The 16,014-nt window shown below is 69.6% G+C and carries 14 protein-coding genes and 1 pseudogene; 4 read left to right on the top strand and 11 right to left on the bottom strand.

Translation table 11 applies throughout. The features are described from left to right. Positions 1–7: 7 nt before the first annotated feature. The 7 genes from AB0I98_RS16000 to AB0I98_RS15970 all read right to left on the bottom strand — a co-directional run bounded on the left by AB0I98_RS16000 (position 8) and on the right by AB0I98_RS15970 (position 7,871). Positions 8–1,711 carry a mobilization protein gene (locus AB0I98_RS16000; protein ID WP_362941209.1) on the bottom strand — a complete coding sequence of 568 codons (1,704 nt, stop codon included), beginning with the start codon at positions 1,709–1,711 and terminating at the stop codon, positions 8–10. Between the two features lie 4 nt (positions 1,712–1,715). Continuing rightward, a complete protein-coding gene (locus AB0I98_RS15995) occupies positions 1,716–2,321 on the bottom strand; it encodes a plasmid mobilization relaxosome protein MobC (protein ID WP_362941206.1) in 606 nt (201 codons plus the stop codon). Between the two features lie 35 nt (positions 2,322–2,356). Further along, entirely contained in the window at positions 2,357–3,646 is a 1,290-nt protein-coding gene (locus tag AB0I98_RS15990) for a hypothetical protein (protein WP_362941312.1), read from the bottom strand. Positions 3,647–3,998: 352 nt separating this feature from the next. Next, positions 3,999–4,688 (bottom strand): hypothetical protein, encoded by a 690-nt coding sequence (locus tag AB0I98_RS15985; protein WP_362941309.1) that lies wholly within the window; start codon positions 4,686–4,688, stop codon positions 3,999–4,001. A gap of 5 nt (positions 4,689–4,693) precedes the next feature. Continuing rightward, positions 4,694–5,539, bottom strand: a complete 846-nt coding sequence (locus AB0I98_RS15980; protein WP_362941203.1) for a helix-turn-helix domain-containing protein — start codon at positions 5,537–5,539, stop codon at positions 4,694–4,696. 335 nt (positions 5,540–5,874) lie between these two features. After that, positions 5,875–6,090 (bottom strand): hypothetical protein, encoded by a 216-nt coding sequence (locus AB0I98_RS15975; protein WP_362941200.1) that lies wholly within the window; start codon positions 6,088–6,090, stop codon positions 5,875–5,877. A 332-nt stretch (positions 6,091–6,422) separates the two neighbouring features. Further along, positions 6,423–7,871, bottom strand: coding sequence for a recombinase family protein (locus tag AB0I98_RS15970; protein WP_362941197.1), 1,449 nt, complete (start codon positions 7,869–7,871; stop codon positions 6,423–6,425). Positions 7,872–7,900: 29 nt separating this feature from the next. Here AB0I98_RS15970 and AB0I98_RS15965 point away from each other — a divergent pair. Continuing rightward, positions 7,901–8,332, top strand: a pseudogene (locus AB0I98_RS15965) (aminotransferase class I/II-fold pyridoxal phosphate-dependent enzyme); the annotation flags it as partial. 106 nt (positions 8,333–8,438) lie between these two features. On the opposite strand, the gene AB0I98_RS15960 reads toward AB0I98_RS15965, so the two are convergent. Beyond that, positions 8,439–8,966 carry a YbjN domain-containing protein gene (locus AB0I98_RS15960; RefSeq protein WP_210579884.1) on the bottom strand — a complete coding sequence of 176 codons (528 nt, stop codon included), beginning with the start codon at positions 8,964–8,966 and terminating at the stop codon, positions 8,439–8,441. A 137-nt stretch (positions 8,967–9,103) separates the two neighbouring features. Between AB0I98_RS15960 and AB0I98_RS15955 the strand changes: the two genes are divergently transcribed. Next, positions 9,104–9,235, top strand: a complete 132-nt coding sequence (locus AB0I98_RS15955) for a hypothetical protein (protein ID WP_362941194.1) — start codon at positions 9,104–9,106, stop codon at positions 9,233–9,235. 36 nt (positions 9,236–9,271) lie between these two features. Here AB0I98_RS15955 and clpB read toward each other — a convergent pair whose 3' ends face one another. Then, on the bottom strand, positions 9,272–11,869 hold the full coding sequence (gene clpB / locus AB0I98_RS15950; RefSeq protein ID WP_362941191.1) for an ATP-dependent chaperone ClpB: 2,598 nt from the start codon (positions 11,867–11,869) through the stop codon (positions 9,272–9,274). Between the two features lie 308 nt (positions 11,870–12,177). Next, positions 12,178–12,516: a hypothetical protein gene (locus AB0I98_RS15945; RefSeq protein ID WP_362941188.1), complete on the bottom strand. Its 339-nt coding sequence runs from the start codon at positions 12,514–12,516 to the stop codon at positions 12,178–12,180. Positions 12,517–12,870: 354 nt separating this feature from the next. Here AB0I98_RS15945 and AB0I98_RS15940 point away from each other — a divergent pair, with 354 nt between their 5' ends. Further along, the gene (locus tag AB0I98_RS15940; RefSeq protein ID WP_362941185.1) at positions 12,871–13,815 is read left to right on the top strand and encodes a helix-turn-helix transcriptional regulator; all 945 of its coding nucleotides are present in this window, start codon (positions 12,871–12,873) and stop codon (positions 13,813–13,815) included. 23 nt (positions 13,816–13,838) lie between these two features. After that, entirely contained in the window at positions 13,839–14,822 is a 984-nt protein-coding gene (locus AB0I98_RS15935; RefSeq protein WP_362941182.1) for a helix-turn-helix transcriptional regulator, read from the top strand. On the opposite strand, the gene AB0I98_RS15930 is transcribed toward AB0I98_RS15935, so the two are convergent. Continuing rightward, the gene (locus AB0I98_RS15930; RefSeq protein ID WP_362941179.1) at positions 14,785–15,807 is read right to left on the bottom strand and encodes a helix-turn-helix transcriptional regulator; all 1,023 of its coding nucleotides are present in this window, start codon (positions 15,805–15,807) and stop codon (positions 14,785–14,787) included. The two genes, AB0I98_RS15935 and AB0I98_RS15930, sit on opposite strands and share 38 nt — an antisense overlap. Between the last annotated feature and the right edge of the window lie 207 nt (positions 15,808–16,014).

Raw genomic sequence — 16,014 nt, 5'->3', positions numbered from 1 at the left:
CTGTGGATCAGCGCCGCCGTCCTGGAGGCCGCTGCTGGAGCGGAACGCCGGCCGTGGGGTGGGCTGCTGGGATACCGGGGCGTTGTGCGGTGCTGCGGGCCACGGCTGCCTGGGCGCGGGGGCTGGGGGCGTGACGCTCGCCGAGGCGCCGTATGCGCCAGGTCAGCGCGCGGGCGGGGCTGTGGGCGTCGTCGAGCGTGCGCTGACCGAGGGCCTGGTCCAGGACGGTGGCCGCGTTGTGTCCGGCGGCCTCCGCCTCGGCGAGCACGGTGGCGAGCGCTTCCCAGGAGGCGTCGGTGAGGATGCGCTCGGCGTGCTCCGGCACCGCCTCCTGGAGGTGATGGGCGAAGCGGCGCTTGATCTGGTCACTGGGGGCGCGTTGTGCGAGGCCCGCCAGGACCGGCTCGGCGACCTGCCCGCACGCGATCTGCAGATGGACGAGTGCCTGTTCGGCAGCTGCTTCCTGCTGGGCGTGGTGGTGGGTGCGGTGCCAGTGCACGGCGAAGGCCACGGCGGTGAGGACGGCGTCGAGGAGCATCGCCAACCCCGTGCCGTCACTGTCCTGTGGGCGATCGCGCCAGATCGCCTGGACGCTGCGGCGCAGGGCGCGGGTGCTGGCGAGGTCGGCGGTGATGCGGGAGCGGGTGGCGCGCTCGAAGGCGGCTGCGGCTCGTTCGAGTTCAGCCTTCATCGCGGCCGGAGCGGCGGCTGGCAACAGGTCCAGCGTCACACCGAGCGCGACGAGTTGACCCTGGGCGGCGGGGGCGTCGTCGTGGGCGAGGTGGCGGGGGATGCGTTCAGTGGCGGCGGTGGCCTGGTGCCACGGGTTGCCCGGCCAGGTGGTGGCTGGTTCGGAGCTGGTGGCGGGGAGGCCCTTGCGGATCTTGGGCAGGGACAGATCGGGAGAGAGGGTGGAGCCCGCGTAGAACACCGGCTCGCCCTTGTCGTTGGTGTCTCCGGGCAGGGCGAAGTTGCAGCCGAGCGCGTCGCCGGAGGGGCCGAGCTTGAGGCGCACGATCACGTCGGTTGCCTGCAGCAGAGCGAAGAACTCGGCCTCGTCGGCCGCGGCGGCGACCGCGCGGCGAACCCGCAGACGCAGCACGTCGCGGGTGGCGGCGTCCTGGCCCAGACGCTTGGCCTTGAAGTGTTCCTTGCTGGTGGGGCGCTTGGCACCGGTGCCATCTCCCTGCGTCAACTGCCTGAGCCCGTAGTCGATTTCGATCTTGCGGGCCTCGCGTTGGACGGCGCGCTGGTCATAGCCGCGCTCGGGTCGGCGGCCGTCCTGGCGTACCAGGGTGGCGGCGATGTGGATGTGGTCGTCGGCATGGCGGACGGCCACCCAGCGGCAGGCGTGCTCGTCCCCGTCGGGGGCGATGCCGGCGGCGGCCACGATCCGGCGGGCGATGTCGGCCCACTGGGCGTCGGTGAGGATCGGGTCCTCGGGGGCGGCGCGGACGGGGCAGTGCCACACGGTGTCCTTGGGTGCCTTGTCGCCCAGCATCTTCACGGGCTGGTCGAGTTGTGCGACGAGCTGAGCCATCGCGTCCTTCGGATCGCGGTGGGGGCTGCGGCCGGGGTCGGGGGCGAAGCCGTTCCAGGAGGCCACCAGGTGGGGGTCGATGTGTTCGTTGGCCCGGCCCTTGCCGAAGAGGTAGCCGATCGTGCGGCGCGTGGCATACGGGCCAGCACTCAGAATGATCTTGGGTATCACCCACTCACCGCCCCTCGGTGACCTGCGCGATGGCGGTGTCCAGCTCGGCGATGGATGCCTCGACGCGCGCCAGGAGCCGTTGGACGATGTCGGGGTGGGGCCAGGCACCGTCCTTGTGGAGGTGCCAGGTGAGCTGGTTGAGGTTGCTGCCGACCATGCCGAGCTGTCCGTTGGCAGCCATCAGCGCCTTGACCATGGCGCGGTAGTCGGCAACCGCCGCGGTGGGGTCGTCGCTGCGGGCGGCGGCGAGCGAGCACTCTGCCACATAGCCGCCAAGGGCCATGCTGCTCAGGGCGGCTGCGTTCTGGACGAGGGCGAACTCATCGTCGTTATAACGGGGATGGACTCGGTGCTCGCGCAGCTGCTTGTCACGCAGACGGCGACGCGGCGCAGGCTGCTGCGACACGCTCGACGAGGGCTCGGCTCCCCCTGTCCCGGTCGGCTCCCCCGGGCCGGCCGACTCCGGTGCTGCCTCGGCGCCGGACGCCTCCGCCCCCTCCAGGGCGGGGGCCGGATAAGGACTCCTTATCCGACAACTTGCTGCGTGTGTGACGGGAGTGGTGACCATCTCCTCCTGGGTAGTGAGGAGTTCATGGTGGGGGTCGTGCATTGAGCGGCTCTCCTCCGGTGCTGGGTGCGAACGGGTCACTGGGGGTGGCTGGCGCGAGCGGCCTTCAGCTCGGCCTTGACGGTGCGGACGACTTCTCCGGCGGTGTCGCTGGCGACGCTGTAACCGTCCTCGCGCACGGCTTCCTCCAGCAGGTCGCGGGAGAGACGCCCGGTTTCACGGAAGATGCGATGGGCGTACTCGGTGAGAAGAGCGGGTGTCGCCCGCGGCTTGTTGCCCGGTCGATTCGGCTTCGCCCGCGCGACCTCCCCCGGATTGGCGTCCGGCGGTTCCTCGCTCGGTTTCAGGTCCGGGCTCGTGGAAGTGCGGGCGGGCCGGTGCGGGCGGGCTTCGGGCTCCGGGCGGGCAGCCCGGTGTGCGGCGTCATCGCCCGCATCGGTCTCGGGCGGGCAGCCCGGATTCTCTGCCCGCTTTGCCGCTGTGGCCCGCGGGCGGGTGGTCGTGGAGGTACCCGTCGTGTCCGGGGTGAGGCCGGGCCAACGCCGAGGCAGCGGAACGGCGGCCAAGGCGAGCGCCTGTTGGCGGGTGGCGAGCTTGCGCAGCAGTAGCTGGTCCTGGCGCTCGTCGCGGTCGACGTCGGCCTGCTCCAGGGCCTGGTGCAGACGGTGGGTGAGGCGCCGGCCGCGCCGCTTGGCGCGCTTGTCGGGTGCCATGGACTCTGCCCGGAGGATCAGAGTGACGGCTTGGTCGAGGGCGCGCTCGCGGATGATCCGGGCGGCGTCCGCGTCCCGGTCGGCGACGCCCAGGCGAGCCAGCAGCCGCTCGCGCGCCTGCCGGGCGAGGACGGCGGTCAGGCTGCGGGAGTCGGCGTGCGGGCTGCGGTTGCGTAGTTCGATGCCCATGGCCAGGTGCCACAGCACCGCCGCCAGGACCGGGCCGACGAAGGCCCGCACAGTGCCGCCGACCAGCCCGGACTCGGCGTAGGCGGGCACGATCTGCACGCCGGTGATCACCCAGGTGAGCGTGCCGGGCACCCCGGGCGCTTGCTTCGGGCCGTTGAGGTTCATCCGGCCCATCAGCGCGGCAGCGAACAGGGCAAGCTCGGCGACGGCGAACATCGCGGCGCGCTCGACGGTGCCGCCCATGTCTAGGTAGTCGGCGGCGAACCGCCAGCTGGTGTCCGCGCTGTAGGCGGTACAGCCGATGGCCGCGACAGCCGCGACCGGGATGGCGGCGCTGCCACGTCGCCGCCCGGCACCGGGCTTCTGGGCGCGTCGACGCAGCAGCCGTCCAACGAGCAGGACGACGACAAGGACCAGGAGGGCGCTGGCAACCGACGGGGTGGTCCAGTGAGGCAGGGGCGGCATGATGCCGCCGTCGGCGCTTGTGTGTGCGGTGTTGCCGAGGGCCATGCAGACGGTCTCCAGGGGGAAGGCGAGGGAATGAGGAGCATTCACGGAGGGGCGTACGCGCGGGCCTCCTTAGGGGCCCCGCGCGTGATCGGCTACGCGGGCCGAGAGCGGGGTCAACCGACGGCGGTGAGGTGGCGTACTGAGGCGTAGTGGCGGGTCTGCGGCCAGCCCTCGGCTCCTCCGACGACGCCGTCGGCCCTGGCCAGCCGGCCAGGCTGCCGGTGACGAGGTTCAGACAGGTGTCGGGGTCCGTGCAGGCAGGTCCCGGCGTGTGATCTGCGCGTCCGCAGCAGGGAGTCAGTGTGGGTCACGCCGCTTCTTCCCGGGCGCGCTCCGCCGCGGCGAGCTCCACGCGGGTTGGGTGGGGCGTCGCCCGAGGCGCGTTGCCCCGAGCGCGGCCGTCGAGACCGACGCGCCGGTAGCGGCAGGGCTCGCCCTGGGCGGCGTGGCACCACTGGCACGGAACGCTGAGGGCGTCGGGCTGTCCCGCGGCAACAGCTGCCTCGCGTGCGGCCCGGGCCGGCCGGTAGGGGGCCAGTTCGGCGCGGATGGTCGGCGGGATGCACGTTCCGATGGCGGCGAGGCGGGATTCGATGTCCGGGTGCGGGGCATCACTGGTGATCTGCCGGTGCGTCGAGGGCTCGGCCCTTCCGGCGGCGACAGCGTGCCGCGTGCGGAGCAACTCGGCACGCCAGGACACCGAGTCGTCCGGATCGGCGTACGGGGTGGGGTCGGTGTGTCGGTCGAGGCGGTCGCGCCGGTACGCGCGCCACTTGCGGGCGATGTCCACGGGCAGCATCGGGTACGGGGAGTCCAGGACGTGTGCTCGTAGCGCCTCGCGGACATCCCAGCCGTGTTCCGTCGCGAGCGGCACGTCGCCGAGCAGCTCGTGCCATTGGACGAGTTGGTCACGAACATCGTTCGTGCCGGTGCGGATGGCGCGGGGGTCGAGGCGGCCGATGTAAGCGAGGACGGCGGCGACTTCGCGTCGTTGCAGGGTGGTCACTCCGTTTCGTTCGGTTCGTCGAGGGCGGCGAGCAGGGCGGCCATGTGCGCCTCGGAGCGGCTCATGCCGATGGCTGGGGCAGGGGCGTTGCCACCGGGCAAGGCGCGTAGACGCGGGCGTTCGGGGGTGGGGGGGTGTTCGCGGGCGATCCACGCGCGCCAGTCGGCGGCCCACGCGGCGGCGGTACGGGGCGCCCATGGAGCCCGGTAGGTGCGCCATTTCTCGTCGGCGGCGTGGAGGGCCTGCTCGCCGAGCCGGTCGAGGTGGCCGTGGTGCTGGAGCCAGGCCCGGGCGTCGTCGTCGATCTGCCACTCGGTGGCGGAGATGAGCGGGGCAGAGCTGCTGCTCTTACCGTTCACCTTCGGTTCTCTTCTGTTCTGGGGGTCGGAATCCGCACCCCCACCGGGCCGGAATCTGAACCCCCCAGGGGTCGGATTCCGCACCGGGGGATCACATTCCGACCCTCCGTCGAAGGCGTCGACAGGGTCGGATTCCGGTCCCTCCAGGGTCGGAACCCGATCCCCCAGGAGGGTCAGATCCTGATCCCCCTCGGCGACCTGTTCGGCCAGGAATCGGGCCGCGTCGGGCAGGTGGTAGTACGTCTCTCCGCGCGGCCCTTTGCGGCCGATGAGCGCGGCCAGCTCCCCGTCGGCGATCAGCTTGGCCAGGGCGTCACGCACGGCCGTACGGGAGGCGTTGGCGCGTTTCATGAGGGTGGGCACGGACGCGTACGCGATGCAGCGCCGGTCGGGGCACCGGTCGGCGATCAGGGCGAGGACCATACGGGCGGTGCCCTTGCTGCGGCTGTGGTCCCACACCCATTCGCGGGCGTCAAGGCTCATCTGGAGGCGGCTCCTATGTCGAGGCGGAAGGCTGCGCCGGGGGTCTTCTTGGGGCGGCGCGCGAGAAGGGGGCGCGACTTGGAGTTCTTGGCGCGGCTGCGGTGGCCAGCACCGCTGCGCGCAGGCGTGTGCAAGGGGCACCTTGGCCCCCGCGATGGCGTGTCGGGGATTCGCGGCTCCGGAACCAGCGTCCCGGGCGCACGACCAACACAGCCACACCCACCAGGCACAAGTCCAGCACTACGCCGAGAAAACGAACAGCTCAGGGCGAACGCGTCCTGTGCCGCATTTCCGGAGCGGAAGAGCCGAATCCCAGGCTGCCGAAGCGGGCATGGTCATGCCGCCTGGGCATAGCTCGCGGCGGAGAGCAGGTCCGCGAGCCGAGCCGCGCTCCGCGGGCTGATCGTCGCGGTGAACCCGTCGCACACGCGCCGGAGAGCGGCCTCCCTGGCCTCATCCGGCTTCTGGCGGCGGCCGGAGTCGCACTCGGGGGCGATGCCAAGATCGGACTGGATCTCGGCGAGCTGTGGCTGTGGCTGTCGTTGGGGCATAGACGTCCTCAGGGCATACGGGGCGGCGATCCACCTGCCGGACGCGGAGCGAGCGGGCAGGCGGTGAGTGACGTCAAATGATCCGGAGAATCCCCGGTTTCGCTAACCGGCGATCATCGGCTATGTTGCCTGGCTGCGCGCAGGCTCGACACCGTGAGCCGCTCTCGATCCCGAGCACCAACTACTCTTCCCCTACCCGCACTTGGGCAGGACTGAGAAGCGGGCGGACACGACACGAAGGCGGCGACGCTGCGCCTGAGGACGTCGTTCGACCCACGCCCTGCCTCCCCGAGCCCCCAGCGGGACTTCGCGAGGGCTGGGCCGCCAACCCGCTACAGCGGGTTCTGCTCGATGCCGATCCGGTCCCAGTCCATGTACCGGCCGAACTTCTTCGGCTCGTCGATGACCACCCCGGAGAACAGGAACCTCAGCACCGCGTTGCGCCGCTCGTCCGTCATGTCCTCGGCGTTCCAGGCAGCCCGCGCGCCCGCGCCCGTGAGGCCGTCGAGGAGCACCATCGGCCGCACGACGACCTTGCGCTGCGCCTTGGCGATCCGATCGGTGATCTCCTTGCGCATCTTGCGGTACTCCGCCGTGGAGATCTCCTTCTCGGTCCACATCTGGTTCAGCTCGCCGAGCTGCCGCTGGTCGTCCTCCAGCTCCTCGGTCACGCTCTCGGAGAGGTTGCTGCTGGCGAGCCGACCGTCCACCCGCAGCTTGCCGAGCAGTTCGACAGCGGCGTCGACGACGAAGTCCTCCAGCGTCTGAGCCATGATCGACCGGGTGCACTTCTTCTCGTCGTTCCGGCCCCTGCGGTTGCACTGGTAGACCGGCCCGGTGCCCTTGGCATTGCCGGACATCAGCGTCCCGCACCGCCCGCACATCACCAGCCCCCGCAGCAGGTAGTACCGCTGCGCCGGCTTGCTAAGCGCCTCCCGGTGCACCGCCGACCGGTACTCGCGCCGCGTCCGCACCTCCGCCCACACGCCCGCGTCAATGATCGCGGGCCAGGTTCCGGGGCCAGCCTCCTCGCCCTGGTGCATGCGGATTCCGGCAACGTGTCGGGAGTCGAGCAGGGCACGGACGGTGCCGCTGTTCCATGCCTTGCCGCTGGCAGTGCGGATGCCCCGGCTGTGCAGGTCCTTCGCGATGGGCGCCGCGCCCTCGCCCTTCAGATAGCGATCGAACACCTCCCGGACGATCTCGGCCTCCTCCTCGACGATCGTCATCCCGTCCTTGGTGTAGCCGAACCGCCGCACGCCGCCCTGCGGCTTCCCCTCCCGCGCCCGGTCCTGCATCGCAGACTTCAGCCGCCGCGAGGTGTCGTCCGAGGAGCGGCAGGCGTGGGCGACCTCGATGCGGAGGATGAAGCGGTCGTCGGGGTCGGAGAGGTCCCGCCGGTTCGCCTCACCGTGGAGCGTGATGGCGTGGTCGTCGGAGACCTGGAGCAGCTCCTCCAAGTCCCGGGGCTGCCGCATGAGCCGGTCGGGGTGGTAGGCGATGATGTGCCGGAAGCCGCGATTCCGGGCGTCTTCCAGCAGGCGATCCCAGCCGGGACGCTTCCGTTTGCGGCTCCAGGCGGATCGGCTGTTGTCCACGAAGACGTGGGCGGGATCGATGACGAAGCCACGCCGTTCAGCGATCTCACGGCAGATGCGCTCCTGGCGGTCGACGCCGGTCTGGTCGTCATCGTCCGCCTGGGATATGCGGCAGTAGATCGCCGCCGGCTCACCGGGGATGGCGGTGCTGGTGTTGCCCCTGGTGGGCTTGTTGCGCGACATGTGAATGAGTGTACGAACGAGGTGTCGCCTGGGTGACCTCGACGCCGGAGCTGGTCACGGCGGTGCGCTCGGCGAAGCAGTTCCTGACGTACGTCTCCTCAGGGCCGTTCCAGTACGCGGTCGCCGAGGCGCTGAACCTCCCGGACACGTACTTCACGGCCTTCCGGGAGGACATGCTGGTCAAGCGGGACCTGCTGGCGGCGGGGCTCGCGGAGAGCGGCTTCGAGGTGTTCAAGCCCGCCGGCACCTACTTCATCACCACCGACATCCGCCCCCTCGGCGAGAGCGACGGCTTCGCCTTCTGCCGCGCGCTGCCCGAACGCGCAGGGGTGGTCGCCATCCCGAACGCCGTCTTCTACGACCACCGGGAGGCGGGCGCACCCTTCGTACGGTTCGCGTTCTGCAAGCAGACGGACGTGCTGGAGGAGGCGGTGAAGCGGCTGAAGGCGCTGACCGGCTGAGATCAGCAGAGTTTTCCACAGGCTGTGGACGGCGAAAGCCCGACCCCGGCATGCGGCCGCAATGGCCCATGCCCTGGCCGGGCTCCGCTGAAGACCAGGACTTGACTTACTCGTCGTCCTCGGGCTTCTCCGCTTCGTTGACCTCCTGCTCGAGGCCGAGCTGCTCCACGAGCCACTTGTCGAACTCGATCGCGGCCCGCACCCAGCTGACCGTGGACGAGACGAAGTGCTCCAGGCTCACGCCCGTGCCGATCAGCATCTGGGCCTCGCCGATCAGGCGGACGGTGCCGTCGTCATGGGTGTGGCTGTACACCTTGGGCCACAGGGTCCGCCGGTTCCAGTCGTCGATGGACTCCAGCAGCTGCGGCTTCTCGTCGATCTGGTGGGGCCGGTCGTAGAACGTCCGCACCGAGAAGACCTGCTGGTCACCCTCGCCGCGGAACATGAAGTACGTACGGAACTGCTCCCACGGTGCGACGAGGTCACCCTCCTCGTCCACGAGGTGCTTCAGCTCCATCTGGTCGAGGAGCTGCTTAACGAGGTCCTGATCCGGGACGACGGGGCCCGCCGGTCCTTGGGGCTGCGGCTCGGGCTGGCCCCCGAAGTTCGGAATCGAGGACGGGTCGATGGTCACCGTGAATTTCCCTTCGTACGGATTCCGCCATCCTCCCCCACTGGGGGACCCGGTTGGCAACCCCGACAGGAAGTGTCAGCCGTCAGCTGACAGGATCTGTCCGGTAGGGGACGTCCGCTGCACGAAGGGTGGGGCTCATGGCGATGACACAGAGTGGCGAGGCGGTGGGTCGGACCAGGTGGTGGGTGGTCTCCCTCATCCTGGGGCTGCCGGCGGCGCTCGTGGCAGGCGTCCTCACGCTGCTCGCGGTGTGGGTGGTGGCTGGGTGACACGGAGGGCCCCTTCCGGGAGCCCCCCGCGCCCCCTCACAGGGTCTTGCCGGTCACCGGGCCGACGATCAGCCCGTCCCCGAAGGAATCCACCCGCACCGTGTCGCCGTCCTTGACCTCGCCCGCAAGGATCTCCTTGGCGAGCCGGTCGCCGATGGCGGTCTGGACGAGGCGGCGCAGCGGGCGGGCGCCGTAGGCCGGGTCCATGCCCTCGTCCGCCAGCCAGGTCAGGGCCTCGTCGGTCACCTCGAGGGTGAGGCGGCGCTCGGCGAGTCGCTTGGTGAGGCGGTCGATCTGGAGCCTGGCGATGCGTTCCAGTTCGGTCTTGGTCAGTGCCGAGAAGACGACCAGGTCGTCGAGACGGTTCAGGAACTCCGGCTTGAAAGAGGCGCGGACCACCTCGAGCACCTGCTCCTTCTTCTCCGCCTCGCTGGTGATGGGGTCGACCAGGAACTGGCTGCCCAGGTTCGAGGTGAGGATCAGGATCGTGTTGCGGAAGTCGACCGTCCGTCCCTGTCCATCCGTGAGGCGTCCGTCGTCCAGCACTTGGAGCAGGATGTCGAAGACCTCCGAGTGCGCCTTCTCGACCTCGTCCAGGAGGATGACGCTGTACGGCCGCCGCCGCACCGCCTCCGTCAGCTGGCCGCCCTCTTCGTAGCCGACGTAGCCGGGCGGGGCGCCGACGAGCCGGGCCACGCTGTGCTTCTCGCTGTACTCCGACATGTCGATCCGGACCATGGCCCGCTCGTCGTCGAAGAGGAAGTCGGCCAGCGCCTTGGCGAGTTCGGTCTTGCCGACGCCGGTCGGGCCGAGGAAGAGGAAGGAGCCGGTGGGGCGGTCCGGGTCGGCGATGCCCGCCCGGCTGCGCCGGACGGCGTCGGACACCGCCCGCACGGCCTCCTGCTGGCCGATGAGGCGCTTGCCCAACTCCTCCTCCATACGCAGGAGTTTCTGCGTCTCGCCCTCCATGAGGCGCCCAGCGGGGATGCCGGTCCAGGCGGCGACGGTGTCGGCGATGTCGTCGGCACCGACCTCCTCCTTGACCATGGTGTCCTTGGAGGCTTCCTCCTCGGCCTGCGAGGCGGCCTCCAAGTCCCGTTCCAGGGTGGGGATCTCGCCGTACAGCAGCTTGGAGGCGGTGTCGAAGTCGCCGTCGCGCTGGGCCCGTTCGGCCTGCCCGCGCAGTTCGTCGAGCTTCTCCTTCAGCTCGCCGACGCGGTTGAGGGACTGCTTCTCCTTCTCCCAGCGGGCGGTCAGGCCCCGCAGTTCCTCCTCCTTGTCGGCGAGATCGCGCCGCAGCCGCTCCAGCCGTTCGCGCGAGGCCGGGTCGGTCTCCTTGACCAGCGCGAGCTCCTCCATCTTCAACCGGTCGACGGCACGCTGGAGTTCGTCGATCTCCAGGGGCGAGGAGTCGATCTCCATGCGGAGGCGGGAGGCCGCCTCGTCGACCAGGTCGATGGCCTTGTCGGGGAGGAAGCGGGAGGTGATGTACCGGTCGGAGAGCGTCGCGGCCGCGACCAGCGCGCTGTCCGCGATCACGACCTTGTGGTGGGCCTCGTACCGCCCCTTGAGCCCGCGCAGGATCGCGATGGTGTCCTCGACGCTCGGCTCGGCGACCAGCACCTGCTGGAAGCGGCGCTCCAGCGCCGGGTCCTTCTCGATCCGCTCGCGGTACTCGTCGAGGGTCGTGGCACCGACCATGCGCAGCTCACCGCGGGCGAGCATGGGCTTGAGCATGTTGCCGGCGTCCATCGAGGAGTCCCCGCCGGCGCCGGCGCCCACGACGGTGTGCAGCTCGTCGATGAAGGTGATGATCTGTCCGTCGGAGTCCTTGATCTCCGCGAGGACGGTCTTCAGCCGCTCCTCGAACTCACCGCGGTACTTCGCCCCGGCCACCATGGCGCTGATGTCGAGTGCGACGAGCCGCTTGTTCTTGAGGGACTCGGGCACGTCACCCTTGATGATCCGCTGGGCGAGCCCTTCGACGACGGCGGTCTTGCCGACGCCGGGCTCACCGATGAGCACGGGGTTGTTCTTGGTCCGGCGGGACAGCACCTGCACCACCCGCCGGATCTCCTGGTCCCGCCCGATGACCGGGTCGAGCTTGCCTTCCCGCGCCGCCGCGGTGAAGTCGGTGCCGAACTTCTCGAGCGCCTTGTACTGGCCCTCGGGGTCGGGTGTGGTCACCCGTCGCCCTCCCCTGCTCTTCTGGAACGCCTCCAGCAGCTTCTTCGCACTGGCGCCCTGCTGGGAGAGTACGTCGCCGGCCTGACCCCCCTTCGCGGCGATACCGATGAGAAGATGCTCGGTGGACAGGTACTCGTCCCCCAGCTCCTTGGCCTTGGCCTGCGCGTCCGCGATCACGGCCAGCAGCTCACGACTGGGCTGCGGCGGCGCGACGGTGGACCCGGTCACGCTGGGCAGCCCGGCGAGGATCTTCTCCGCGCCGGCCCGTACGGCGGCCTGGTCGGCGTCGACGGCGGCGAGCAGGTCGGTGATGTTCTCGTTCTCCTGGCCCGCGAGCAGTGCGAGCAGCAGGTGCGCCGGGGTGAGATCGGGGTGTCCCTCTTGTACGGCCCGGTTACTGGCCGCGTTGATGGCGTCCCGGCTCCGGTTGGTCAGCTCGGCGTCCACGTATCCGTTCTCCTCCTAGGCGTCAGCCGTCCACACTGACGTGAGCAACGTACACAAAGTTGAGTCTATTCCACTCAAGGGGGTGTACGGGAGGTTCGGCGGCTGAGTTCAGGCGTCGTGGACATACATTCCCGGGACTCGGCCGGCTCGGCCGACTCGGGTGATCGCAGTGTTTTCCAGCCACAGACCGACCGCATCGATGTCCCGAAATATCCCGCAAAACTGCAGCGGCGTCACCGTGTTCAGGTCACGGTGACGCCGCTGCGGGGGGAAGCACCTGAGCGATCTGTTACGACGGGGGAATCGCGTCAGGCACTGCGGGGGGTGGCTGGGACGGCCTGTGGGGCGGCCGGGGCCTCGGGTTCGGCCAGCTGGTGGTCACGCTGGTCGAGGTTCACAAAGATCATTCCGTATCGGATGGCACACCTCACCGGCTGCGGCGCCCCCCGAGGACGCCGCAGACACCGGTACGCCCGGACGTCGTCGTCCTCGTCCCGCGTGACGACGACCGGCTCACCGAAGACGGTCACCATCAGCGAGTCACCGCTGTGGGGGATGGCGGTGGCGAGGTCGATGAAGTGCCAGCCGGAGCGGTAGGCGGTCGCCATTTCACGGCGGAAGGAGCGGTCGTCGGGTGGGGTGGTCACGTCAGCTCCCGGCTCCATCTGTCGTGGCGTTCGTGTTGCCGGCTTCGGCGTTAACGGCCACGTTCGGCCAGCTGCTGTTCGCCCGAGCATCGTCCTTCACATCGGAGAAGCCACTCAGCGCACCGAGGGCCACAACGGTGGAGAAGGCGGCGACAAGCAGCGATCGAAGCATTCTGTTACGCATAGTCGGCTTCGTCCTCACTTGAAGGTCCCCTTTTCCCCCGTCAGGTAAGACGATGGCTCATTCAGGCACGTCATGACCACACAATCGATGCATCATGTTCCTGCATGTTCAGGACCCTGGGGGGTGGAGATTTGGTGACGAATGAGACAAAGGCGACACATCCCCATTCAATGACCGAGTGGTGCGAGGAGGGCAGCCGCCTGTATGCCGCCGCTCTGCGTACCGGACGCATCGCTCGGACAGATGTGGAGCCCGCCCCTTGCCTGGTGGAATTCGCCCTGCTCCATCCCGATCCCGACGACCCGAACTGGTTGCTCCCGGTACCCCCCGTGATCGCCCTGTCCCGGCAGCTCAATCCCCTGGAACACGAGATAGCCGAGCGCAGGCGGCTGGCGGTCGAACTGTCAACCATCTTTCAGCCCTACATGGCCTTGAGTACCCAGGTGGTCGCGACCAGTGACTCGATCACGGTGCTGGAAGGCGGCGAGCGGATCAACGCCGCGCTCAACATGGCCACGACCCAGTGCCAGACCGAGATGCTCACGGTCCAGCCGAGCGACCGCATGTCCGAGCGCAGCCTGGAGCAGGGGCTGGAGCGCGACAAGCCGCTGATCGAGCGCGGGGTGCGGATCCGCACCCTTTACCAGCACACGGCCCGGTACAACCCCGAGCAACTGGCCTACGCGGCTCGGCTCTCCGACGGCAAGGCGGAGTACCGCACCATCGACGAGCTGGTGGAACGCCTGATCATCTGTGACGAGACGGTGGCCTTCATCCCCGCCCGGGACGATCAACAGGTTGCCCTGGAGCTGCGCCACCCCGGCATCATCCGCTATCTGATCAAGCTCTTCGAGTACCTGTGGGACCGATCCGTCCCCCTGAGTGCCGGCACCCCGTACGAGGCGGCCTCCGACGGCATCACCGACATCCAGCACTCCATCGCCAAACTCCTGGTCGAGGGCCACGTCGACGAGGCCATCGCCCGCCGCCTCGGCATGAACGTACGCACCTGCCGGGCCCACATAGCCAAACTGGCCAACGCCCTCGGCAGTGGCAGCCGTGCCCAACTCGGCTATCTCATAGCTCAGTCGGGGATCCTCAAGCAGGACCAATAGGCACAGCGAGGAGACAGCCACACGTGACAGAGGCGCACCCACACGGAGCGGAGGAGATGTGCGACGCGGGCCTGGAGCTGTACGCCCACGCCCTGCGCGAGGGGCGCGTGCGTGCCGGGGCCGTGGCAGCGACGCCCTGTCTCATCGATTTCGGACTGCTGCAGCCGGACGCCGGGGACCTGCGATGGCTGCTCCCCAACGCGCCGGCCTTTGCCCTCCATCGTCTGCTGCGCGTCGTCGAGGACCGCATCGCCGACGAGCGACGTATCGAGGAGCGGCTGGCAGCCACGTTCCAACCGTTGATGCGGGTCAAGGGCCGCCATACGGCAGCGACGGACACCCCGACCATCACAGCCCTCAGCGGTACGGAGCAGATCAACCGAGCCATCAGCCAGGCCATGGCCGACGCGACCCGCGAAGTCCTCTGCGTCCAGCCCAACACGCACTACTCCGACCGACGCGGTGAGACGGCCCAGTCCGTGGCCTTCGCCCGCGATCAGGCCCTGCTCGACCGCGGCGGCCGCATCCGTACCCTCTACCAGCACACGCAGCGCCAGATGCCCCTCGTCCTGGCCCGCTACGAGCAGCTCAGGGGAGATGCCGAGGCCCGCACGCTCGACGAGATCACCGACCGCATGATCATGGTCGACCGCACCGTCGCCTTCATCCCCGCCGACCCCGACGGCACCGTGGCTCTGGAGATCCGCCACCCCGCGATCGTCGGCTACCTCGCCACCACCTTCGATCGCCTCTGGCGCCTGGCCACCCCCATGTACCCCGAAGCCGTCGAACGCCCCACCCTCGACGGCATCACCCCCCGCCAGCGCGCCATCGCAAGCCTCCTCATCGAAGGCCACACCGACGCCGTCATAGCCCAGCGCCTCGGTCTGAACATCCGCACCGCCCGCGTACACATCGCCAAACTCGCGGCCACCCTCGGCAGTGAGAGCCGTGCCCAACTGGGCTATCTCATCGGACAGTCGGGGATTCTTGACCGGGAAGCGTGAGGGAGCGGGGCGGGCCGTCGAGCCCCACCTGGGCGATACGGACGCCCAGTTGGGTGCGGCTGGCCGCGCCCAGGGTCTCCGAGAGTCGGGCGATGTGGGCACGGCATGTGCGGACGCTGATCCCCAGCCGCTCCGCGATCACCGCGTCCTGGTGGCCCTCGGCGAGCAGCGCGGCGATGGACTGCTCCCGGTGTGAGATGCCTTCGATCCCGGTGTCCGGGAGGGGAGCCGTCAGCGGAATCGCCAGTCGCCACAGGCGTTCGAAGACGGTCACCAGGTAGCCGACGAGCGCCGGATGACGCAGCTCCAGCGCCAGCGTGCGGTCCGCGTTCGCCGGGATGAAAGCCACCGTGCGGTCGAAGAGGATCAGCCGGTCGATGACCTCGTCCAGGGTCCTGGCCTCCACCGCGTCGCCCATCAGCTCCAGGTAGTTGAGCAGGCCCTGGCCGTGCCGGGCGACGTGGGTGTACAGGTCCCGCATACGCACGCCCCGGCCGCGCAGGGCCAGGGCGCGATGGAGGCCCTCCGTCAGTTCGTGTTCGGGGCGGATGCCGCCCGGCTGCACGGTCAGCACTTCCGACGTGCACGCCTCGGTCGCCTCGTCCATGGCGGCCTGGATGCGGGAGAGACCGTCGAGGACCCGGATCGAGGTGCCCTCGGCGGATACAGACGAAAGGCGCGGGCCGAGTCCGGCGAACCGCTCCACGGCCGCCACAACCGACCCGACCCGCCGCTGGCTCGCGCTGACCTCGTCGTACACCCCGCGCAGCAGCCGGGTCATGACCTCCTGCGGGGAGGTGGGGACCAGCCAGTCCATGTCGTCGGGGTCCGGATGCAGCAGGGCGAGTTCGAGCAGGCACGGCACCGGCTCCGCGTCCTGACGCCGCACGCGGCCCCGCCGTACGGCCCGGGAATACACGCGATCCCCGGCCTCGCACAGTCGGTCAGCACCGTGTGGATGCTCGTCCGTCCCGTGCCCGGCCATCGCCCATCCCACCCCCGGTTCAGCCTCTTTGCAGCGCAACTATGAACGGACCGGACCTGCTCCGCAACACGCCTCCTCCTCGCGTGGCGGTGATATTCGGCCTCTTTGCCCGGCTATCTCCGCGCCTCCGTCCGTTGAATTGCAACAAGGTGATGGTGGCGTGGCGTACGCCCGGGGCGGCTTCGGCGCGGGGAATCCCGAGCGCCG

Origin of the sequence: Streptomyces sp. NPDC050211, from assembly GCF_040656035.1 — a bacterium.
Lineage (GTDB): Bacteria > Actinomycetota > Actinomycetes > Streptomycetales > Streptomycetaceae > Streptomyces.
Note: the sequence above shows the minus strand (reverse complement) of the source record. Positions and strands in the feature narration are given on the sequence as shown.

What these genes read in the sequence shown, in the direction of transcription:
- AB0I98_RS15930 (WP_362941179.1), bottom strand. Translation starts at nt 15,807, where the DNA reads ATGGCCGGGCACGGGACGGACGAGCATCCACACGGTGCTGACCGACTG.
- AB0I98_RS15995 (WP_362941206.1), bottom strand. Translation starts at nt 2,321, where the DNA reads ATGCACGACCCCCACCATGAACTCCTCACTACCCAGGAGGAGATGGTC.
- AB0I98_RS15990 (WP_362941312.1), bottom strand. Translation starts at nt 3,646, where the DNA reads ATGCCGCCCCTGCCTCACTGGACCACCCCGTCGGTTGCCAGCGCCCTC.
- AB0I98_RS15980 (WP_362941203.1), bottom strand. Translation starts at nt 5,539, where the DNA reads ATGAGCCTTGACGCCCGCGAATGGGTGTGGGACCACAGCCGCAGCAAG.
- AB0I98_RS15970 (WP_362941197.1), bottom strand. Translation starts at nt 7,871, where the DNA reads ATGTCGCGCAACAAGCCCACCAGGGGCAACACCAGCACCGCCATCCCC.
- AB0I98_RS15955 (WP_362941194.1), top strand. Translation starts at nt 9,104, where the DNA reads ATGGCGATGACACAGAGTGGCGAGGCGGTGGGTCGGACCAGGTGGTGG.
- AB0I98_RS15975 (WP_362941200.1), bottom strand. Translation starts at nt 6,090, where the DNA reads ATGCCCCAACGACAGCCACAGCCACAGCTCGCCGAGATCCAGTCCGAT.
- AB0I98_RS15940 (WP_362941185.1), top strand. Translation starts at nt 12,871, where the DNA reads ATGACCGAGTGGTGCGAGGAGGGCAGCCGCCTGTATGCCGCCGCTCTG.